A 20,082-nucleotide genomic window follows, 5' to 3' on the forward strand; every position below is an offset into this window, starting at 1 on the left:
CCCGCGCGGTCCCGGCCGCCGCGCAACCGGGCGCCGCCGTCCCGACGGCCGCCGCCGAGCCCGCCGCTCCCGACGCCGCACAACCGTGATGAGGGGACCGATGTACGAAGTACTTGCCGAGGTCGTCCGCAACGACTTCGTCGAGAGCCGCCACTACGGCAGCGTCGTCGGGGTCGCCCCCGACGGGAGCGTCGCCTACGCGCGCGGGGCGGTGGACGAGACCGTCCTGCCGCGCTCGACGACCAAGCCCTTCCAGGCGGTGGCGTGCCTGTCGGCGGGCGCGCCGCTCGCCGGCGAGCGGCTGGCGATCGCCGCGGGCAGCCACACCGGCGAGGACTTCCACCTCGCGGCGGTCGAGGCGATCCTCGCCGGCGCCGGGCTCGGCGTGGAGGCGCTGCGCTGCCCGCCGTCCTGGCCGGAGGACGAGCCGACCAAGGCCGCGCTGATCCGCGCCGGGCAGGGCGAGAGCCGCGAGCGGATGAACTGCTCCGGCAAGCACGCCGCGATGCTCGCCGCCTGCGCCGCCAACGGCTGGCCCACCGAGAGCTACCTCGACCCGGACCACCCGCTGCAGCGGGAGGTCGCCCGGATCATGGGCGAGGCCGCGGGCGAGGAGCCCTCGCCCGTCGCGGTGGACGGCTGCGGCGCGCCCCTGTTCGGCCTCACCCTGACCGGCCTGGCCCGCGCGATGGCCACCCTCGTCCGCGCGGACGGCCCGTACCGCGCGGTCGCCGACGCCATGCGCGCCCACCCCGAGTACGTCGGCGGCACCGGCCACGCCAACACCGAGTTCATGCGGCTGCTCCCCGGCTGCGTGGCCAAGGGCGGCGCCGAGGGCGTGCTCGTCGCCGCGACCGCCGACGGGTCCGCCGTCGCGGTGAAGGTCATCGACGGCAGCCCCCGCGCCACCACCGCCATCGCGCTGCGCGCGCTCGCCGCGCTCGGCGTCGACACCACTCCCGCCGCGCCGCTCGGCGCCGTCCCCGTCCTCGGCGGCGGACGCCCCGTCGGCGAGATCCGCACCACCCCGGAAGGACACCAGTGAGCCTCACCCACGAGATCTGCATCGACAGCGTCGAGGGCGCCATCGCGGCCGAGAGGGCGGGCGCCGACCGCGTGGAGCTGTGCGCGGCGCTGTTCGACGGCGGGCTCACCCCCACGCTCGGCACCGTCCGCGCCGCGCTCGCCGCGGTGTCGTCGATCCGGGTGCACGTCATCATCCGCCCGCGCGGCGGCGACTTCATCTTCGACGAGCACGAGATCGCCGCGATGGAGCACGACGTCGTCGCGGCCCGCGAGGCCGGCGCGCACGGCGTGGTGATCGGCGCGCTCACCCCCGAGGGCGAGATCGACCGCCCGGTCACCGAGCGGCTGATGAAGGCCGCCGGCGGGCTCTCGGTCACCTTCCACCGGGCCTTCGACATGGCCGCCGACCCGTTCGCCGCCCTGGACACCCTCATCGACCTCGGCGTGGACCGCGTCCTGACCTCCGGGCAGGACAGCAGCGCGCTGGAGGGCGCCCCGCTGATCGCCGAGCTGGTCCGGCGCGCGGGCGACCGCATCGTCGTGATGCCGGGCGGCGGCATCACGCCCCGCAACGTCGCCCGCGTCGTCGCCGAGACCGGCGCCCGGGAGATCCACTTCGCGGCGCTCACCCCGGAGCCGAGCCCCGCCGTCCACCGCAACCCGTACCCGTTCATGGGCGGCGAGCTGCGCCGTCCCGAGTACGAGCGGCTGGTCACCAGCGGCGCGGACATCTCCGCCGTCATGCGCGCGGCCGGCTGACCGGACGCGTCCCCTCGGGGGAAAGAGCCGAAGACCTCCGGCGGACGGGGCCTCACCTCAGGTGCCTCGTCCCGCCCGGAGGTCTTCTCCTTCCGACGGGTCAGGCGGCGGTCGCCGCCGCGAGGGCCGTGACGAGCCGAGGACGCGCAGGCGTGCTCAGCGGTCCGGCCACAGGGTCTCGCCCGGACGGATCCGGCCCGGATGCGTGTAGACGTCCATCAGGCGCATCCGCGTGGCCTGGAGCCGGTCGAGCATCACCTCGGCGAACCGGCGGGTCAGCTCGTGCCCCAACTCCGGATCGTCCGCGCACAGCGTCCGGACCAGCCTGGCGTCGAACTCCACGGCGCGGACCGGCGCGAGGGCGCGCGCGCCGAACCGCCACTGGAACGGCGGGAACAGCCACGACCAGCCCAGCACCGCGTCGCGGCCGAGCGTCTCGACCACCACCAGGCCGCGCCCGGGGACGTGCGCGTCCACCCCGACCCGGCCGGTCTCGACCAGCCAGAAGCGGTCGGCGCGTCCGCCCTCGTCGAAGAAGCGGTGCCGGTCGGGGGCCGTGACCCGGTGGGCGGCCGTCGCCAGCCGCTCCAGGTGGTGACCGCGCAGGCCGCGCAGGAACGGATGGCGCGCCAGCGAGGACGCGGGGACGGGGGGCGTCTCATCCACACGGTTCTCCATGCCCTGAGTCTCGGCCCGTCCGCCGGTCCCCGGCAGGGTCGGGAGTCGGCGGACGACGGGACCTTCGACTTACGCCGTCCGGGTTTCCGGGCGGGCGCCGGAGGGAACCGCGGCCGGGCGCGGACGGCGACCGGCGCGCGGTCACGCGGTGGCGGGGACGACCGCCACCGGGCAGGCGGCGTGCCGGACGGTGCCGTGCCCGACCGAGCCGAGCGCCCGCCAGACCGGTCCGGGACGGTGCCGGCGGCCCACGACCACCAGGTCGGCCGTCCGGGACGCGTCGACCATCGCGGTCACCGGGTCGTCCCAGACGACGCTCTCGGTGACGGGGACGTCGGGGAACCGCTTGCGCAGCGGCGCGTGCGCCTCGAGCAGCGCCCAGAGCAGCCGCTCCTCGTCGGCGTTCTGGCGCATCGCGTCCACCGCCAGCCGCGGCCCGAGCGCGGCGTGCACGGTCCGGACGGACGCGCCGCGCGCGGCGGCCTCGGCGAACGCGAACTCCAGCGCGGCGTCGTCGCCGTCCAGGGCGAGCCCGACCGCGACCTCGCCGTCCCCGCTCCGGCCGGAGGAACGGCCCTCGCCGCCGCGCACCACGACCACCGGGGACTCGGACCCCTCGGCGACGCCCAGGCCCACCGAACCGAGCAGCATCTCCGCGAACCCGCCCCGGCCCCGGTGCCCGACCACGGTCTCCAGCACGCCCGCCGACCGGTCGCACAGGGCGTGCACGGCGTGCGCCTCCACCAGCTTCGCGGTGACCTCGACGTCCGGGGCCTGGGCGCGGGCGGCGCGCTCGGCGTCGGCCAGGACCCGCATCGCGCCCTCGCGCAGCGAGTCGGCGACGCCGGGGGCGCCCAGCAGCGGCAGGTCGTAGGGCGGGATCTCCAGCGCGTGCAGGATGTGCAGCCGGCGGCCCCGCCGCTCGGCGTCGGCCACCGCCCAGGCCAGGGCGCGTCCGGCGGACGGCGAACCGTCCACGCCCACCAGGATGGGCCGGGTCTCATGGGTGTTCATCGCAGGATGCCTCTCCGTCGTCGGCTGCTGACATCCAGTGTCCTCACGGTCCGGCGTTCCACCACGGACCAAAGTCCCGCACCCGGCGGCATCGGTCCGCTCACCCCCGGGCCATCCGGCGCGCCGTCCGTCCCCGGCTGCCGTCCGGACCGCCGGACCCGGGACCTTCGGGCCCTTCGGCCCACCCCGGGCCGTCCACCTCGGGGACCTTCGGCACGTGAAACCCGGGCGCGCGACGGACAGGCTGGTAACAGGAACCGGATCCGGTGGACCGGGGAGCCGCCCACCGGGGCGGGGCCGGCCGGAACGGTCGAGGAGGTCGTCATGGGACACCCGGCGAAGACACTGGTCGAGGACGTCATGACGCGGCGCGTGGTCGCGGTGGCGCTCGACACGCCGTTCAAGACGGTGCTGCTGACCATGCGCGAGAACCACATCAACGCGATGCCGGTGGTGGACGCCGCCGGGGCGGTCCGCGGCATCGTGTCGTCGGCCGACCTGGTGCTCAAGGAGATTCCCGGCCTGCGCGAGCGGCGGGTCGGCGGCCTCGGCCGCCAGGGCCGCGAGCACCGGCGGGCGCTGGGCGCGACCGCGGCCGAGCTGATGAGCAGCCCGGCGCGCACGGTCACGGTCGGCCGGACGGTCGCCGAGGCGGCCGAGCTCATGCACCACCACGGGGTGAACCAGCTGCCGGTGGTGCGCGCGGGGGACGGCCGCATGGTCGGGATCGTCACCCGCTCGGACCTGCTGCGCGTGTTCAACCGCGCCGACACCGACGTGCACCACGAGATCGTGCGCGAGGTGCTGGCCGACGTGCCGGACGTGCGGCTGCGGGTGGACCAGGGGGTGGTGACGCTGCACGGCACGGTGCCGTCGCGGCTGGAGGTCGAGCGGCTGGTCCGCGAGATCGAGGAGGTCGAGGGAGTGGTCCGCGTCGACACCCGGGGGCTGGGCAGGAGCGACGGCCGGTACCCGGCCGCGCCCCTCAACTGGTGAAGGAGGCAAAGCGATGGGAACGCTCACTGCTCTGGCGCTGTCCGACCCGGACGGCCCGTGGGGGCACATGGGGCACGGCTCCGGCGGGACGTGGGGCTGGATGGCACTGATGATGATGGGGCTCTGGACGCTGGTGATCGGCGCGGCCGTCTGGATCGTGCTGCGGGCCGGGTTCGGCCGGCGGCGCGACGGCGGCCCGGCCGCCGGGGACTCCCCGCGGGACCGCGCCACGGACGAGGGCGGCGGGGCCCGCGCGATCCTCGCCGAGCGCTACGCGCGCGGCGAGATCGACACCGAAGAGTACGAGGAGCGCCTCGCCCGGTTGGGCTGAGGCCGGACGTGCGGAGCCGGGGACATGCTGGTGGACGAGGGACGTGACGTGCTGGGGCGGGCCGAGTGCCTGGAGCTGATGCGGTCGGTCCGCCTCGGCCGGGTGGTCTTCACCTGGCGGGCGCTGCCGGCGGTGTGGCCGACCGCGTTCGTCCTGGACGGGCGGAGCGTGGTGTTCCGCGTCGCGGCCGGGTCTCCGGTGGAGGCGGCCCTGCGGGACGAGACGGTCGTCGCCTTCCAGACCGACGCGATCGAGCCCGGCGGCGAGCGGGGATGGTCGGTCACCACCGTGGGCCGCGTCCGGGCCGTCCGCGATCCGGCCGAGACCGCCCGGCTGGACGCGCTGTTCCCGCCGCGCTCGCCGGACGCCGCGTCCGAGCGGTACCTGCGCCTGGACTGCGACCGGCTCACCGGCACGCGGTTCTCCGCCTCGCCCCGCGCCACGGCCACCCCCGCGCCGCTGGCCCCCTGACCCTGCACGCCGTCGACTCGGGGAGCGGAGGCCGGAAACACCAGGGACTTTGGTCCCGACTTCCGGTCGCGGCCGTACCTACGCCGCACACCGCGCCCTGGGTTACGGTGGTCGGCGTCTGACCGAGGCCGAACCCCGAGGAGCGTCGATGGCCGGTACGGAGCGGAGTCCGCGCACGATCCGCGTGTTCCTGGTGGACGACCACGAGGTGGTGCGCCGGGGTGTGGCGGCGCTGCTGTCGGCCGAGCCGGACATCGAGATCGTCGGCGAGGCCGGCACCGCCGAGTCCGCCGTCGCGCGCATCCCGGCCGTCCGTCCGGACGTGGCGGTGCTGGACGTCCGGCTGCCCGACGGCGACGGCATCTCCATCTGCCGCGAGGTCCGGTCCCGCACGCCGGGGCTGTCCTGCCTGATGCTGACCTCCTTCGACGACGACCAGGCGCTCATGGACGCGGTGATGGCGGGGGCCGCCGGGTACGTGCTCAAGCAGATCCACGGCTCGGACCTGGTCGGGGCCGTCCGCACGGTCGCGTCCGGGCAGTCCCTGCTCGACCCGCAGAGCACCGCCCGGATGCTCGCCCGCATCCGCCGCCGGCAGGAGCGCCGCGACCCGCTCGCCGGCCTGACCGACCAGGAGCGGCAGATCCTCGACCTCATCGGCGAGGGTCTGACGAACCGGCAGATCGGCGAGCGGATGCACCTGGCGGAGAAGACCGTGAAGAACTACGTCTCCAACCTGTTCGGCAAGCTCGGGATGAGCCGCCGCACGCAGGCCGCCGCGCTCTCCGTCCAGCTCAAGTCGGCCGACGCCGACCACCGCGACGACTTCTGAGCCCGGTCACCTTCTGAGCCCGGTCACAGCGGGACGCGCCAGACCAGGACCGTGCCGCCGCCGGGCGCGTCGCCGGCCTCCATGGTGCCGCCGAGGTCCTCGGCGCGGCCCGCCATGTTGCGCAGGCCGCCCCGGTGGCCGCCGGGCCTGAGGCCGCCGCCGTTGTCGGCCACCCGCAGCACCAGCTCGTCCCCGCCGACGTCCACCGACATCTCCGCGCGCGTGGCGTGCGCGTGCCGGGCGACGTTCGACAGCGCCTCGCGCGCCACCGCGACCAGGTGGTCGGCGACGTCGTCGGGGACGACGGTGTCGAGCAGGCCGTCCAGGCGCACCGACGGCGCGTAGCCCAGCTGCTCGGTGGCGTTGTCGACCAGGGCGTGGATCCGGCCGCGCAGGCTCTCCTCGTCGGACCGGGTCTGCAGCGCGAAGATGGTCGAGCGGATCTGCCGGACGGTGTCGTCCAGGTCGTCCACGGCGCGCTGCACCCGGACGGCGACCTCCCGCTTCTCGGTGATCTTGATGGCGGCCATCAGCGTCATCGCGGTCGCGAACAGCCGCTGGATCACCGTGTCGTGCAGGTCGCGGCCGATGCGGTCGCGGTCCTCCAGCAGCGCGACGCGCTCGGCGTCGCGCCGCCGCCCGGCCAGCTCCAGCGCCACCGCCGCCTGCCCGGCGAACGTCTCCAGCAGCCGCTGCGTCCCGTCGTCGAACGCCGCACCCTGCGGCTCGCGCGCCACCACGATGACGCCGCGGGCCGCCGTCCCGGTGCCGAGCGGCACCACCAGCAGCGGCCCCGCCTCCAGGCCGTGGAAGGCGGCCGTCGCGGCGAGCCCGGCCGCCCCGTCCTCCAGGCGGAGGGAGCGTCCCTCCCGGAACACCTCGCCGAGCACGCCGCCGGCGGGGAACCGCGCGCCGGTGAGCCTCCCGGCGTCCGCGCCGTCGGCCGACACGACCGAGAACTCCGCGCCGTCCGGTCCGGCCAGCGCCACCGCCGCGAACGCCCCGTCGGCGACCTCCCGCACGCGCCGCGCGACCAGCTCGATCACCCGGCCGGCCGGGTCGCCCGACAGCAGGCCGGTGGAGATCTCCGCGGACGCCTCCAGCCACCGCTCGCGCCGCCGCGCCAGGTCGTACAGCCGCGCGTTCTCGATCGCCACGCCCGCCGCCGTCGCGAGCGCCGACACGACGACCTCGTCCTCCTCCTCGAACGGGCGGCCGTCGCGCTTCTCGGTCAGGTACAGGTTGCCGAACACCTCGTCCCGGACCCGGATCGGGACGCCCAGGAACCCGCGCATCGGCGGGTGGTTCGGCGGGAAGCCGTACGACTCGGGGTGGGCGCCGAGGTCCGGCAGCCGCAGCGTCCGCGGGTCCTTGATGAGCAGGCCGAGGATGCCCTGCCCCTCCGGCCAGTGGCCGATGCCGGCGATCTGCTCCTCGGTCACCCCGACGGTGATGAACTGCACCAGCCGCTCGCGGTCCTCCCCGATCACCCCGAGGGCGCCGTAGCGCGCGTCCGCGAGCGTGGTGGCCGCCTCGACCAGGCGCCGCAGCACGGTCTCCAGATCCAGGTCGCTGCCGATGGAGACCACGGCCTCCAGCAGCGCGTGGACGCGGTCGCGGGTCGCCCGCGCCGCCTCCAGCCGTGCCTGTAGTTCGCTCAGCAGATCGTCCAGCCGCAGCTGCGGCAGGTTCATCCGCGTGCCCGCCTCACGGGTCGGATCTCTGTCTCCCACGCGGACAGTATCCACCGCGAACGGCGGGACGTCCCGTCCGGAACGTCCCGCCGTGGGGCGGATCTCGTCATCGAGCCGATCACTTCCGTCCTGCGCGGCCGATCACTTGAGCACGGGGAGCTTCCGCACCAGGGCGGTGCCGCCCCACCAGCGGCCGAGTCCGACGGTGTCGCCCGCCGAGACCAGGGCCAGGCCGACCAGGACCAGGGCGTAGACCAGGTGGTCGTCCATGAAGACGTTGTTGGCGGGCGGCAGGACCACCGTCCACATCATGACCAGCAGCAGCGCTCCGGCGGACGCGGCGATCCGCATCCCGATGCCCAGCACCAGCGCGGCGCCGATCGCGCCGAGCCCGAACATGAACAGCCAGTCGGCCCAGGCCGCGCCGGCGATGTGGTGGTAGAAGTCCTTGAACGGGCCCTTGGCGCCGAACGTCAGGAATCCCTTGGTGGGGCTCCCGCCGTGGATCCACGCCTGCGCGTTCTTGGTGTCGTGGCCCAGGCCGAAGGTCTTGTCCAGGAAGGCCCAGAGGAAGACCCAGCCGAGGGCGAGCCGGGCGAGCGCCCAGACGTACCGGGCGGGGGCGGACTCGACCAGCGGGTGCGGGGCCGGGTGGGGCAGGTGGACGCGGTGGGTGCGGGGGGCGTGGCCCTTTTCGGAGACCGTCATCGCGCTCTCACTTCCTCGTGCCGTCGTTTTCTCTGACGCCTCCATTCACTCGCGGAGAGGCATGCGGCGATAAGTCGCTTTCGCCCCATGTTCGGCGGGACGTTCGTCCCCGCGTCCGCACCGCACGAAGTGCCCAAGGTCCGTGCGGCCCGGGCCACTCGGCCCTGGGCCGCGCGCGCGTCCCCTCCCTACGGTGGAACCGACGATGAGACGCACCGCAGGACGACCAGGACGACGGGGCGCGCCCCAGCACGAGGAGCCGACGATGAGCCGCTCGCACCGCCCCGGATCGCCGCCGCGGACCGCCGCCCTCCGCCGCCGCCTCGGGTGGGACGCCAACCCGCTGCGCCGCGACGTGGACCGCCGCCAGCGGCTCGTCGGCCTCGCGCTGCTGGTCCTCTTCCTGCTCGTCGCGCCGGTCACCGGCCTGCGCGTCGGCGCCGCCGCCTACGACCGGGGCGTGCGCACCGAGCTCGCGGAGGCGGCGACGTGGCAGCCGGTGTCGGCGGTCGTCACCGGCCTGGCCGACCGCAAGCACGGGGACCGCGTGGACGTCGTCGGCACCGCCGCCGACGGCCACCGCTTCGTCGGCTCCTACACCACCGCGCGCGTCGTCGCCGTCGGCGACCACGTCAAGCTCTGGGCGACCCCGGTCCGGCTCACCGACAACCCGCCCCGGCGGCATGTCAGGACGGTCACCGACACCGTTCTCACCGTGGCGGTCTCCCTGCTCGCCGTGGCCGCGGGACCCGTCCTCGTCCACGTGCTGTTCCGCCGCCGCTGCGACCGCGTGCGCTCCCGGCTCTGGGACACCGCGTGGGTCCGCCTCGACCACCGCACCAACCACTGACCCGGCAGCCCGACCCACCACCGAACCCCCCTCACGGACAGGACACCCCATGACCGGATCCGACCTTCCCGACGTCCTCGACCGCACCGCCTGCCTGCGACTGCTGGAGACCGCCGCGGTCGGACGCGTCGCCTGGACCGGCGCCGGCGGACGCACCGTCGTTCTCCCGGTGAACTTCTTCCTGGACGGCGACGCCATCGTGTTCCGCTCGGCCCCCGGCGACAAGCTCGACGCGGTCCGGACGGGCCGCGAACTGGCCTTCGAGGCCGACGACACCGAACCCGCGCTGCGCACCGGCTGGAGCGTCCTGGTGCACGGGGTCGCCACGGTCGTGGACGACCCGGCCGACGCGGCGCGGCTCGCGGACCGCTCGCCCGCCGCGTGGTTCGAGCTGCCGGAGGCGTCCTTCGTCCGGGTCGTCCCGGAGGAGATCACCGGACGGCGGCTGCCGCTGCACCTGGGCGAGGTCTCCCTCGTCCGCCAGGGGCCCTGGAGCCGGCCCGACGCCTGACCCTCCCGCCTGTCCGCCCGCCGGTCAGTCCGCCTGCCCGCGCCCGCTCGGTGACCCGACCGTCATCCGAGCGGGCGTGCTTTCATGGGGCGAATGCGTGTCGGCGGGGGAGATGTCCGCTCGGCGTCCAGGTGGCCGGAGCCGTCGCCGCGGGGCCGCCGCCGGCACGCCGACCGGGTCGGACGGATGGGAGTGGCGCCGGATGCACGCCGCGGGTTCATGGTGGTCGGTGGACTGGATCGGATGGACGCCGCTCGCGGCGGCCGTCCTGGTCGCCGTGGTCGACGCGCTCGTGCGCGCCCGCGACCGGCGGCTGTGGGACACGCTTCCGGGCCTCGTGCGCGCCCGCGACCGGCGGCTGTGGGACACGCTTCCGGGCACCCCGCCCAACCGCGACCTCGGCCCCGTCCAGGTGCAGTGGCTGCGCCGGACGTTCGTCCACGACCTGCCCGCGGTGGTCACGTTGGAGCTGGCCGTCCGGGGCCACCTGCGCATCCACGATCCGGGCGGGCCCGGCGAGCCCGTGGTCATCCGGCGCGTCCCCGACAGCGACCCCGACGACCTGCGGCCGTACGAGGCGGAGTTCCTGGCGGAGCTCGGGGACGAGGCGGTGCCGACCGAGGAGTTCGGCGTCCGGCTCCACGGCATCGTCCACCGCGCGACCAAGGAGCAGGTGTGGGACCTGCCCTGGGTGCGGACGTACCAGCGCCCGATGTGGCCCGTGTCCGACCACCGGGACGCGGTCGAGGTCAACGTGATCGCCATGGTCCTCTGCGGGCTCGCGGGCATCGCCCTCCTGGTCGTCGACCTGTTCTTCCGGAGCACGTTCGGGGATCTCGCGATGGGCGGCACGGCGGCGCTGGTGCTCGGTGTCGTGGCGCTCCTTCGCCTGCGGAACCTGGACGATCTGCTCCACCGGTCGCTCGAACGGGTCATCGGGAACTACACCGGAAACTTCGGGTACTCGGCCGCCGTCGCCGCCCGGCCGCACGAGAACCTGCCGTACGCGTTCTCCCTCAACCAGTACACGTGGCTGGAGCGGTACGCCGCCGAGCACCTCGCGGACGCCGACTGGTACTCCTACGACGGCACGGCCAAGGACCAGCAGAAACGCTTCGTCGCGCTGGGCGGCATGTTCCGGGGCGGGTACCCGCGCCCCGCCGACGTCCGGTCCTCGTCCCCCAGCCGTCCCTCCCGCGTCCGGACGGGCTGGAGCGGCGGCGGAGGCGGCGGCGAGGGCATCGGCCTGGACGGCGGCGGCGGTCACGGCCACGACCACGGCGGAGTGGGCGGCGGCGACGGCGGCGGCCACGGCGGGTCCTGGTAGGAGCCTCCCGTCGGGACCTCCGACGAGGGTGCGCGGGCCTATGAAGACTCTCTGAATCCTTCCTGCAAGGTTCCCCGGTGATCTCCGGACGGCTTCACTGCTGGATGTCACCGACTCGAAGGATCAACCATGCCCACCACTCTCTGGGGACTGCCCGTCCATCCGCTGGTCGTCCACCTCGTCGTCTTCCTCATCCCGCTGGTCGTGCTCGCCGCCCTGGTGGTCGCGGTCTGGCCCAGGGCGCGGAAGGTCGCCGCGCCCTGGGTGCTGGGCCTGGCGACGCTCGGCGTCGTGTCGGTCCCGATGGCCACCTCCAGCGGTGAGGGCCTGGAGAAGAAGGTGCCGCACACGGCGCTGGTGGAGCACCACGCGGAACTCGCCGACGGCCTGCTGCCGCTCGTCGCGGGCCTGTGGCTGACGCTGGCCGTCATCGTGGCGGTCGCCTGGTACTCGCGCCGCGCCGCCGCCGCTCCCCGCTGGGCCGCCGCGGTCACCGTCGTCGCGGCCGTCCTCACCGTCGGAGCCTCGGTGGGCACGGCCGTCCAGGTCGTCCGCATCGGCCACAGCGGGGCCAAGGCCGTCTGGCACGACGTCGGCACGGAGCGCGCGACGGGCCGCTGAGGCACGCGGCATGCCGGCGCCTCGTCCGCCGAGAGGAGACCGGCCATGACCGAACGACCGGCGGCGGCCGTGGTCGGCGGCGGCATCGCCGGGCGCGGTCGATCTCTGCGTGGCCGCCGACGGAGCCCGCAGCACCGTCCGGACTTCCGCCATCCGACGGCGCCGAGTCCCCTGGACCCCGCCCGAACCCCGGTGAGCCCGGACGGAGGAGGCCGGTCGTTCGACGGCCTGACCCCAGCCCTCGGACGGGCAGGTCAGGTCTCGACAAGGCCCGCATTCCCCCGAGTGGGGGAGCGGGTTACTCCGAGCGGGTGATCCCTCGGGCGCCGGCCGGGCGGAAGAGTCGTGGCCGTGTTCCTCACCCGCGTCCTTCGCCTCGTCGTCCACACCGCACCGGCCACCAGCGACACCGCACGGCCGGTTCCCCGCTGGATCCTCCGGCTCGCGTACGCGCTGCCGGTGATCCTGCTTCCCTCCTGCCTGTGGCGGCTGCCGTTCGCCCTCCACTTCGACATGGGCCAGAGACACGACGGTCCCGGTATGCCGGGCTACTGGATCAGCATCCCGTATGTCGTCGGGCTCAGCGTGGTCTCGGAGCTGATCGCCTTCCTCTGCATCGGCCTCGTGCGCGGCTGGGGCGAGGTCACGCCCGGCTGGCTCCCGCTGATCGGAGGCAGGCGCGTCCGGCCGCTCGCCGCGGTCGTCCCCGCGGTGCTCGGCGGGCTGATCCTCACCCTGCTGTTCACGTCCGTCCCGCTCGGCGGCGGGCAGGCCCTCACGTTCTCCGGGGTCGTCGACGTCCAGCCGTACGACAACGGCTGGTGGAAGGCGCTCGCGGCGGTCTGCACGGGTCCGGTCGAGCTGTGGGGCCCGATCGTCCTCGTCCTGGCGATCGCCTACTACGTGCGTCGCCGCGGAGAGACCGCCCCTGAGACCGTCGCAGGGACCGAGCAGGAACCCGGCGGCCGGACGATCCCCACCGCCGTCGGCTGAGGACGCTCCGGCACGGCCGGCCGGCACCCGTCGCCGCCGGAAGCGGGGGCCCGTGTCAGCGGCGGCGCGTGCGGCGGCGGCCCTTCGGGGGAGCGGACCGCTTCTGCGGCGTCTTCTTCCGCTCGGCCGGCTGCTGCGGCGCCGCCCGTCCGCGCGAGCTGTTGACCGTCCGGCCCCGGACGATCCCGATCAGCTCCTCCATGAGGTCGGACGTCTCCACATCGAGCCACGCCAGCCCGATCTGCGACTGCGGGGCGTCGGTCACCGGACGGTACGTCAGGTCCTTGCGGTGGTGGAGGCGGGCCAGCGACTGCGGGACGAGCAGGACCCCGGCGCCCGAGGCGACCAGCTCGACCGCCTCCGCCGTGGTCGCGGGACGGGTGAAGGCGGGCTCGCCCGGACGCTCGTCCCAGACCAGGACCTCGTCCAGCGGCTCGAGCACGTCCTCGTCGGCGAGATCGGCGACCTCCACCTCCTCGACCGCCGCCACCGCGTGGTCCTTCGGCACGACCACCACGGTCGTCTCCACGTACAGCGGGATCACGTGCAGGCCCTCGCGGTCGAGCGGCAGGCGCACGAACGCCGCGTCCGCGCCGCCGTCCCGCACCAGGGCGACGGCCTCGGCGGCGGGCACCTGGGAGAGCTCCAGGGGCACGTCCCGCACCCGCTCGGCCCACACCCCGGCCCATTTGCCGGGGGTCACCCCCGGCGCGTAGGCCACCCGGAACTCACCCTTGGTCATCGTCCCAGCCTAGTCGCGTCCGGAGGGCTCCCTTCCCCTGGCTACCCTTGGTGCCATGAGCACGTCCAAGGCGAAGACGCCGCAGACCATGAAGCCGGCGACCGCGGCCAGGAAGCTGGGGATCCTGCTGTCGGCGGCGCCCGCCGAGTTCCAGGAGGGCGTCGTCTCCCGGGACGAGCTGAACGCGCTCCAGGCCGACCCGCCCGCGTGGCTCTCCGACCTGCGCCGCGAGGGTCCCCACCCCCGCCAGGTCGCCGCCGCCAAGCTCCGCGTCTCCGCCTCGGGCCTCGCCCGCGCCGGGATCACCGGCCCCCTGACCACCGCCGAGATCGAGGCCCTCAAGGTCGAGCGGCCCGAGTGGCTGGAGCGCGAGCAGGCCACGTTCGCCCAGGTCCGGCAGGAGGAGCAGCGCCTGAAGGAGGAGCGCGCCAAGGAGCAGCGCGCTCCCGAGCCGCGCGCCAAGGAGCCGCGTGGCAAGGAGCAGCGCGCCAACGGGCCGCGTGGCAAGGGGCAGCGTGGCAACGGTCAGCGCGGCAACGGTCAGCGTGGCAACGGTCAGCGTGGCAACGGTCAGCGCGGCAAGGGACAGCGCGCCCGGGCGTGACCCGGGACGACGGGCCGTCGCCAGGCAGGTGATGAGCGGGCAGAGCGCAGACCCGGCAGCGGCGGCGCATCCCTCGGGACGACGACGGATGTGGCCGCTGTACGCGGCCGGGTTCACCACCGCCTTCGGGGCCCACGGCATCGCCGCCAACCTCGGCGCGGGAGACCGCGACCTGGTGCGCTCGGTGCTGTACCTGGGCGTCCTGCTCGCCCTGTACGACGGCGCGGAGGTCGTCCTCAAGCCGGTGTTCGGCGCTCTCGCCGACCGCGTCGGGCCTCGTTCCGTCCTGATCGGCGGCCTGGTCGCGTTCGCCGTCGCCTCCGCCCTGTACGTCGCGGTCCGGGACCCGGCGTGGTTGTGGGCCGCCCGGCTGGGGCAGGGAGCCTCCGCCTCCGCCTTCTCCCCGGCGGCCTCGGCGCTGGTGGCCCGGTTGAATCCCCGGGCCAGGCACGGTCGCGCGTTCGGTTCCTACGGCTTCTTCAAGAGCATCGGCTACACGGCCGGTCCGCTGCTCGGCGGCGTGCTGGTCTGGGCGGGCGGGTTGTCCCTGCTGTTCGCCGTCCTGACGGTGCTCGCCGCGGGCGTCGCCGTCTGGGCGGCCCTGGCCGTCCCGGTCGTCCCGCCGCTGCCCAAGACCCGGCAGACCCTCCTGGACCTCGGCCGCCGCCTCGCGGACCCCGCCTTCCTGCGTCCGGTCACGGCCCTGGCCGCCGCCACCGCGGCCCTGGCGGTCGGCGTGGGATTCCTGCCGCTGTCGGGTTCGGCGGCCGGGCTCGGGCCGGTGGCCACCGGCGCCGCCGTCTCCCTGCTGGCGGCCTGCGCGGGCCTCGTCCAGCCGTGGGCCGGACGCGCCCTGGACGACGGACGGCTGACCGTCCCCGCCGGCCTGGCCAGCGGCCTCGCGCTGACGGCGTGCGGTCTCGCCGCCGCCGTCGTCCCCGGTCTGGCGGGGCTGCTGGCCGCGGCGGTCCTCATCGGCGCGGGGACGGGCCTGGTCACGCCGATAGGCTTCGCCGCCCTGGCCGCGGCCACCCCGGCGGAGCGGATGGGGCAGACGATGGGAGCGGCCGAGCTCGGCCGTGAACTCGGCGACGCGGGCGGCCCGCTGCTCGTCGGCGCGGTGGCCGCCACCGCCGCCCTCGGCTGGGGATACGCCGCCCTCGCCGCGGCGGTCGTCCTCGTCCCCCTGACGGTGGCCGCCGCCCGCCGCCGTCCCTAGAGCGTCACCCCACGGCGGTCCCTTCGAGCTCGACCATCAGGTCCGGCAGTGCCAGCCGGGCCACCCCGAGCATCGTGGTGGACGGCGCGACACCGGCGGCGCCCAGCCGCGCCGCCAGCACGCCGTAGTGCTCGAAGCACCGGTCGACGTCGGTGGTGTAGACGTTCAGCCGGACGAGGTCCGCGAGCCCCATCCCGGCCTCGCCCAGCACGGCCTCCAGGTTGTCCAGGCTCGACGCCAGCTGTGCCGCCATGTCCCCGGCGTGCCGGGGTGTGCCGTCCGGGCCCATCGCGGCCTGTCCCGCGCAGTACAGCGTCCGGGTGTGTCCGGAGACGAGTTCGCCCTGGTTGTAGCCCAGCTCCACCGACCACGGCCACGGGTTGACCGCCGTCCGCTCCATCGCCACACCAGCTCCCTTCGGTCCGTCGGCACGCGTGACGAGCGGTTCCCGGCCCCGGTGGCCGCGCTCCCTGCCGACGCATCGGTAGCCTTCCGGCGAATCACGACATCCTCTGTCGTGTATTCCGGCAGAATCTCCGGCATGCGCGCCGACCGGCTGGTCTCCCTGGTGCTGTTGCTGCGCCGGCACGGCCGGATGTCCGCGCCCGCGCTGGCCCGCGAGCTGGAGGTCTCCACCCGGACGGTGCTCCGCGACATCGAGGCGCTCTCGGCCGCGGGCGTCCCGGTCTACGCCGAGCGCGGCCGGCACGGCGGGTTCGCGCTGCTCCCCGGATTCCGGACCGATCTCACCGGCCTGAACCACGACGAGGCGCTCGCCCTGCTGATCGCCGGGTCGCGGCGCGGCGCCCAGGCGTTCGGCCTGGGCTCGGCGCTCGCCTCGGCCATGCTCAAGGTGGTCGACGCCCTCCCCGAGAGCCACCGGGAGAACGCGGCCGACGCCGCCCGGCGGCTGCTCGTCGATCCCGACACCGACCTGCTGTCCCGGCGGCAGGCGCCCGACGACGTGCCGGACACCGTCATGGCCGAGGTCAGGCGCGCCGTCCTCGGCGGTCGCCGGCTGCGCATCCGGTACGAGGCGTGGAACGAGCCCGCGAGGTGGCGCACGGTGGACCCGGTCGGTCTGGTGACCGTCCGCGGTTTGGGCTACCTGCTGGCCGCGCGGTCCGGCGCGGACCGCACCTACCGGCTGTCCCGCATCCTGGCCGCCGAGGAACTGCCCGAACCCGCCCAGCGTCCGGCCCACGTCGATCTGAGCCGGGCCTGGCAGGAGCGGAGCACCCGGTTCCGCACCGGTGGCGATCAGGTCACCGTCCTCCTGCGGCTGGACCCGGCCCGTCGCGCGGACCTGGTGGAGACCGCGCTGGCCGTCCTGACCGAAGAATCCGACCCGGACGGCTGGCTGCGCTTGGAGGCGACGTTCCAGGACCCGAGGCATGCCGAATGGGCCCTGTGGCAACTCGCCGCGAACGCCGAGGCCCTGGCCCCGAACTGGCTCCGCGAGTCCCTGCACGCACGCGCCACGGAAATGGCCGAACGCTACAAAACGTCCTGACCGTCGCGCCGCGGCGAGCGCGCTTCTCGCAGCGGAGTTCAGCATGCCCGGAGCGGCCGTGCGCAAGGCGTCCCGCGGGCCTCGGCGAGGTCCCGGAGTGCTTCCTTGATCGACAAGCGGCGGGGTACGCTTCCCGGCGATGGCGACCTTTGCACCGGCTCGCGGTACTTTGACCCTCGGCATCCTTGCCGCGAGTCAGGTCATCCTGCTGCTGGACGCGACGATCGCCAACATCGCCCTCCCCAGCATCCAGCGCGAGCTGCACGCCTCCGCGGCCGAGCTCTCCTGGGTCGTCAACGCCTACACGCTGGCGTTCGGCGGACTGCTGTTACTCGGGGGACGGGCGGGCGACATCCTCGGCCACCGGCGCGTCTTCACCGCCGGGATCGCGCTGTTCACCCTCGCCTCGCTCGTCGGCGGGCTCGCGTTCGACACCGGGACGCTCCTGGCCGCGCGGGCCGCGCAGGGGACGGGCGCCGCGCTCGCCGGGCCCGGTTCGCTGGCGCTGATCGCCACTGGCTTCCCCGACGACGCCGCCCGCAACCGCGCCTACGCCGTGACGACCAGCGCCGGCAGCCTCGGCATGATGTTCGGCCTGGTGCTCGGCGGCCTCCTGATCGAGTGGGGGACGTGGCGCTGGACGTTCTTCCTCAACGTCCCCGTCGGGATCGTCGTCGTGGCGCTCTCCCGGTGGTGCCTGCACGAGTCACCCCGGATCCGGGGACGCTTCGACGCCGCCGGGGCGTTCACGGCGACCACCGGCATGACGCTCCTGGTCTACGGCGTCGTCCGCGCCGCCGACTCCGGCTGGCGGGACGGCCTCGTCGTCCTCGCGCTCACCGGCGCGCTGCTCCTCCTGGCGCTGTTCGTCGCCGTCGAGTCGCGGGCAGAGCAGCCGATCATGTCGCTGGGGCTGCTGCTCGACCGGAACCGCGCGGGCGCCTGCCTCATGCGGCTGCTCCTCACCGCCGCGATGAGCGGGATGATGTTCTTCCTCACCCTCTACGTCCAGGGCGTCCTCCACTATGGGCCGCTGGAGACGGGGCTCGCCTTCCTGCCCACCACGGCCACCGTGATCGCCGCGAACCGGGCCGTGCCGTGGCTGCTGCCGCGCGCCGGGCCGATGAAGGTCATGGTGGCCGGGTCGTCGCTCACCATCGCCGGCATGGTCTGGCTGACGCAGATCTCGGCGACGAGCACGTTCGTGTCGGTGATCCTCGGCCCGGTGCTGCTGTTCGGGGCGGGCCACGGGCTGGTGTCGGTGGCGGCGACGGCCGTGGCGATGACCGGCCTGCCTGCCGGCGAGCACGGCAGCGCGTCCGGACTCATCCAGACGACGCAGGTCGGCGGGCCGCTCGGGGTCGCCGTCCTGGTCGCCGTCTACGAGCGGGTGGACGGGCCGCTCGTCCGGGCGCTCGCCGGGGCGTTCACCGGCGCGCTGGTCCTCGCCCTGCTGATGCTCGCGACGGCCCTGACCGTCTTCCGCCGGACGCCCGCCGCCGTCCGGACGGCCGGACCGGCGGGAACGAGCTGACCACGCCCCACTCGGAGACGACGCCCCACTCGGAGACCACGCCCCACTCGGAGACCACGCCCCACTCGGAGGAGAGCATGCACATCACGCACATCGTCCATCGGGCCCTGCAGCTCGCCCCGGACGAACCGGTCACGGCCTACGGCGACCGGTTCCGCACGGCGCGCGAGCAGGCCGACCGGGTGGCGCGCCTGGCCGGGGCCCTGCGGGAGTACGGCGTGGGGGACGGTGAGCACGTGGGGATGCTCGCCCTCGGCTCGGACCGCTACATCGAGTTCTTCCTGGCGGTGGCGTGGGCGAACGGGGTGTTCCATCCGGTCAACCCCGCGTGGAGCACGCCCGAGATGGTCTACGCGCTGGCCGAGTCCCGAACCGAGATCCTGTTCGTAGACGACGCGTTCCTCGACCGCCTGCCGGAGATCCGGGAAACCTGTCCCGACCTGCGCCAGGTCGTCCATGTGGGGGACGGCCCGCCGCCGCCGGGCATGCCCGGGTTCGAGGAGCTGATCGCGTCCTCGGAGCCGGTCGAGGACGCCCGCCGGAACGGCGAGGCCCCCGCCGGCGTCGTCTACACCAGCGGGACGACCGGGCAGGCCAAGGGCGTCGTGGTCAGCCACGCCGCTCTGGTGCACCAGGCGCTGATCCTGCCGGCGAGGGTCCCGTGCCACGGCGTCCCCGGCGGACGCATCCTCATCACGTCGAACTTCTCCTCGATCTCCATGCTGGTGACCTGGCTGATCCAGGGGATCTGGGGCGGGCTCACGGTCATCCCCCGCACGACCGACGTCGAAGGGCTCGTGGACGCCATCCAACGCCACCGGGTCACGCACGCGCCGTTCGCGCCGGGCACCATGCAGCAGATCGTCGACCATCCGGACATCGGCGCCTGGGACCTGTCCAGCATGCGGAGCATCGCCTACGGCGCGGCGCCCATCACCGAGGCGCTCCTGACCAGGGTGATGAAGGCGTTCCCGAACGCCGCGTTCCACCAGTGGTACGGGATGAACGAGTTCGGCCTGGCCACGCTGCTGCCGCCGGAGGACCACGTCGCCGGCCGGAAGCTGCGTTCGGCCGGACGGCCCGCGCTCGGCGCCGAGGTGCGGATCGTGGACGAGGACGGCGCGGAGGTGCCGCGCGGCGAGGTGGGCGAGATCGTCGTCCGCACCGGCGCGATGATGCTCGGCTACCTGAACAAGCCCGAGGAGACCGCGCGGACGGTCCGGGACGGATGGGTCCACACCGGCGACGGCGGCTACCTGGACGAGGACGGCTACCTGCACATCGTCGACCGCTTCAAGGACGTGATCAACGTCGACGGCTGGAACGTCTACTCGACCGAGGTGGAGCAGGCGATCGCGGCGCACCCGGCCGTGGCCGCCGTCGCGGTGATCGGTGTCCCGGACGACAAGCCGGGGGAGAGGGTGCACGCCGTCATCGTGCTCAAGCACGGCCGGACGGCGAGCGCCGAGGACATCCGGCGGCACTGCGAGCCGCTGATCGCCTGGAAGACGCCCACCGGCTACGAGTTCGTCGACGCCCTGCCGCTGTCGAACAGCGGAAAGGTCCTCAAACGCGAGTTGCGCAAGCCCTACTGGGCGGGACGGGACCGCCAGGTCAACTGAACCATGACCTGCTCCGGTCGTGGAATGCGAGCGGCGG

General features: G+C 74.5%; 22 protein-coding genes. 16 read left to right on the forward strand and 6 right to left on the reverse strand.

From position 1 onward, the window contains the following. The first annotated feature begins 100 nt into the window (after positions 1 to 100). The gene (locus DZF91_RS21540; protein ID WP_235834460.1) at positions 101 to 1,045 is read left to right on the forward strand and encodes an asparaginase; all 945 of its coding nucleotides are present in this window, start codon (positions 101 to 103) and stop codon (positions 1,043 to 1,045) included. After that, positions 1,042 to 1,785, forward strand: a complete 744-nt coding sequence (locus DZF91_RS21545) for a copper homeostasis protein CutC (protein ID WP_117359261.1) — start codon at positions 1,042 to 1,044, stop codon at positions 1,783 to 1,785. Before DZF91_RS21540 ends, DZF91_RS21545 begins: the two co-directional genes overlap by 4 nt. A 156-nt stretch (positions 1,786 to 1,941) precedes the next feature. On the opposite strand, the gene DZF91_RS21550 is transcribed toward DZF91_RS21545, so the two are convergent. Together DZF91_RS21550 and DZF91_RS21555 are read right to left on the reverse strand one after the other, a co-directional pair. After that, positions 1,942 to 2,451 (reverse strand): Crp/Fnr family transcriptional regulator, encoded by a 510-nt coding sequence (locus DZF91_RS21550; protein WP_199486785.1) that lies wholly within the window; start codon positions 2,449 to 2,451, stop codon positions 1,942 to 1,944. Between the two features lie 153 nt (positions 2,452 to 2,604). Continuing rightward, on the reverse strand, positions 2,605 to 3,477 hold the full coding sequence (locus DZF91_RS21555; protein WP_117359262.1) for a universal stress protein: 873 nt from the start codon (positions 3,475 to 3,477) through the stop codon (positions 2,605 to 2,607). A gap of 324 nt (positions 3,478 to 3,801) precedes the next feature. Between DZF91_RS21555 and DZF91_RS39000 the strand changes: the two genes are divergently transcribed. From DZF91_RS39000 to DZF91_RS21580, 4 genes are all read left to right on the forward strand, one after another. Then, a complete protein-coding gene (locus DZF91_RS39000) occupies positions 3,802 to 4,473 on the forward strand; it encodes a CBS domain-containing protein (protein ID WP_158588003.1) in 672 nt (223 codons plus the stop codon). Between the two features lie 13 nt (positions 4,474 to 4,486). Continuing rightward, the gene (locus DZF91_RS21570; RefSeq protein ID WP_199486786.1) at positions 4,487 to 4,804 is read left to right on the forward strand and encodes an SHOCT domain-containing protein; all 318 of its coding nucleotides are present in this window, start codon (positions 4,487 to 4,489) and stop codon (positions 4,802 to 4,804) included. Positions 4,805 to 4,834: 30 nt separating this feature from the next. Beyond that, a complete protein-coding gene (locus DZF91_RS21575; RefSeq protein ID WP_158588004.1) occupies positions 4,835 to 5,275 on the forward strand; it encodes a pyridoxamine 5'-phosphate oxidase family protein in 441 nt (146 codons plus the stop codon). Positions 5,276 to 5,423: 148 nt separating this feature from the next. Beyond that, positions 5,424 to 6,107, forward strand: a complete 684-nt coding sequence (locus DZF91_RS21580) for a response regulator (protein WP_117359264.1) — start codon at positions 5,424 to 5,426, stop codon at positions 6,105 to 6,107. 23 nt (positions 6,108 to 6,130) lie between these two features. Here DZF91_RS21580 and DZF91_RS21585 read toward each other — a convergent pair whose 3' ends face one another. Further along, entirely contained in the window at positions 6,131 to 7,801 is a 1,671-nt protein-coding gene (locus DZF91_RS21585) for a sensor histidine kinase (RefSeq protein ID WP_117359265.1), read from the reverse strand. A 141-nt stretch (positions 7,802 to 7,942) separates the two neighbouring features. Further along, positions 7,943 to 8,509, reverse strand: coding sequence for a DoxX family membrane protein (locus DZF91_RS21590; RefSeq protein ID WP_117359266.1), 567 nt, complete (start codon positions 8,507 to 8,509; stop codon positions 7,943 to 7,945). A gap of 265 nt (positions 8,510 to 8,774) precedes the next feature. On the opposite strand from DZF91_RS21590, the gene DZF91_RS21595 reads away from it, so the two are divergent. The 5 genes from DZF91_RS21595 (at position 8,775) to DZF91_RS21615 (ending at position 12,811) form a co-directional block, all read left to right on the forward strand. Continuing rightward, positions 8,775 to 9,359: an Rv1733c family protein gene (locus DZF91_RS21595; protein WP_117359267.1), complete on the forward strand. Its 585-nt coding sequence runs from the start codon at positions 8,775 to 8,777 to the stop codon at positions 9,357 to 9,359. A gap of 49 nt (positions 9,360 to 9,408) precedes the next feature. Continuing rightward, positions 9,409 to 9,870 (forward strand): pyridoxamine 5'-phosphate oxidase family protein, encoded by a 462-nt coding sequence (locus DZF91_RS21600; RefSeq protein WP_117359268.1) that lies wholly within the window; start codon positions 9,409 to 9,411, stop codon positions 9,868 to 9,870. Positions 9,871 to 10,099: 229 nt separating this feature from the next. Next, positions 10,100 to 11,197, forward strand: a complete 1,098-nt coding sequence (locus DZF91_RS21605) for a DUF2207 domain-containing protein (protein WP_147341251.1) — start codon at positions 10,100 to 10,102, stop codon at positions 11,195 to 11,197. Positions 11,198 to 11,326: 129 nt separating this feature from the next. Next, positions 11,327 to 11,818, forward strand: coding sequence for a DUF2231 domain-containing protein (locus DZF91_RS21610; protein ID WP_117359270.1), 492 nt, complete (start codon positions 11,327 to 11,329; stop codon positions 11,816 to 11,818). 345 nt (positions 11,819 to 12,163) lie between these two features. Next, positions 12,164 to 12,811, forward strand: coding sequence for a hypothetical protein (locus DZF91_RS21615; protein WP_199486788.1), 648 nt, complete (start codon positions 12,164 to 12,166; stop codon positions 12,809 to 12,811). 55 nt (positions 12,812 to 12,866) lie between these two features. Here the strand turns inward: DZF91_RS21615 and DZF91_RS21620 are convergent, their stop codons facing one another. Further along, the gene (locus tag DZF91_RS21620) at positions 12,867 to 13,553 is read right to left on the reverse strand and encodes a LysR substrate-binding domain-containing protein (protein ID WP_117359271.1); all 687 of its coding nucleotides are present in this window, start codon (positions 13,551 to 13,553) and stop codon (positions 12,867 to 12,869) included. A gap of 55 nt (positions 13,554 to 13,608) precedes the next feature. Between DZF91_RS21620 and DZF91_RS21625 the strand changes: the two genes are divergently transcribed. Together DZF91_RS21625 and DZF91_RS21630 are read left to right on the forward strand one after the other, a co-directional pair. Continuing rightward, positions 13,609 to 14,157, forward strand: a complete 549-nt coding sequence (locus DZF91_RS21625) for a DUF5997 family protein (RefSeq protein ID WP_117359272.1) — start codon at positions 13,609 to 13,611, stop codon at positions 14,155 to 14,157. Between the two features lie 88 nt (positions 14,158 to 14,245). Further along, the gene (locus tag DZF91_RS21630; RefSeq protein ID WP_117359273.1) at positions 14,246 to 15,376 is read left to right on the forward strand and encodes an MFS transporter; all 1,131 of its coding nucleotides are present in this window, start codon (positions 14,246 to 14,248) and stop codon (positions 15,374 to 15,376) included. A gap of 4 nt (positions 15,377 to 15,380) precedes the next feature. Here DZF91_RS21630 and DZF91_RS21635 read toward each other — a convergent pair whose 3' ends face one another. Continuing rightward, on the reverse strand, positions 15,381 to 15,776 hold the full coding sequence (locus DZF91_RS21635) for a RidA family protein (protein ID WP_117359287.1): 396 nt from the start codon (positions 15,774 to 15,776) through the stop codon (positions 15,381 to 15,383). Positions 15,777 to 15,917: 141 nt separating this feature from the next. On the opposite strand from DZF91_RS21635, the gene DZF91_RS21640 reads away from it, so the two are divergent. From DZF91_RS21640 to DZF91_RS21650, 3 genes are all read left to right on the forward strand, one after another. After that, positions 15,918 to 16,889 (forward strand): helix-turn-helix transcriptional regulator, encoded by a 972-nt coding sequence (locus DZF91_RS21640; protein WP_117359274.1) that lies wholly within the window; start codon positions 15,918 to 15,920, stop codon positions 16,887 to 16,889. Between the two features lie 139 nt (positions 16,890 to 17,028). Beyond that, the gene (locus DZF91_RS21645; RefSeq protein ID WP_117359275.1) at positions 17,029 to 18,423 is read left to right on the forward strand and encodes an MFS transporter; all 1,395 of its coding nucleotides are present in this window, start codon (positions 17,029 to 17,031) and stop codon (positions 18,421 to 18,423) included. A 77-nt stretch (positions 18,424 to 18,500) separates the two neighbouring features. Then, complete coding sequence (locus DZF91_RS21650) at positions 18,501 to 20,045, forward strand: class I adenylate-forming enzyme family protein (protein ID WP_117359276.1); 1,545 nt, start codon at positions 18,501 to 18,503, stop codon at positions 20,043 to 20,045. Positions 20,046 to 20,082 lie beyond the last annotated feature (37 nt).

Origin of the sequence: Actinomadura logoneensis (genome assembly GCF_003428695.1) — a bacterium.
GTDB classification, from domain to species: Bacteria; Actinomycetota; Actinomycetes; order Streptosporangiales; family Streptosporangiaceae; genus Spirillospora; species Spirillospora logoneensis.